Annotated in this window: 1 protein-coding gene; it reads left to right on the forward strand. The window is 43.9% G+C overall.

Going from position 1 to position 264, the window contains the following annotated elements; translation table 11 throughout:
* Positions 1-264: SprB repeat-containing protein (locus GFJ99_RS13335; protein WP_153209545.1), on the forward strand; the 264-nt coding region annotated here is incomplete at both ends.

The raw sequence follows: 264 nt of genomic DNA on the forward strand, positions 1-264 counted from the left end.
CTTATTCTTGGGCTCCATCTGGTGGAACTGCTGCAACCGCTTCGGGACTATCAGCGGGTACTTATACTGTAACTGTTACGGATGCGAATTCTTGTACAGCTACACAAAGTTTTACAATTACAGAGCCTACTAATGCTCTTTCTCTAACACCAGCTTCACAAACCAATGTATCTTGTAACTCTGGATCTAATGGTTCTGCTACAGTTTCTGTTTCTGGTGGAACGGCTGGATATACTTATTCTTGGGCTCCATCTGGTGGAACTG

Source organism: Flavobacterium sp. LMO6, assembly GCF_009495795.1.
Classification (GTDB): Bacteria; Bacteroidota; Bacteroidia; order Flavobacteriales; family Flavobacteriaceae; genus Flavobacterium.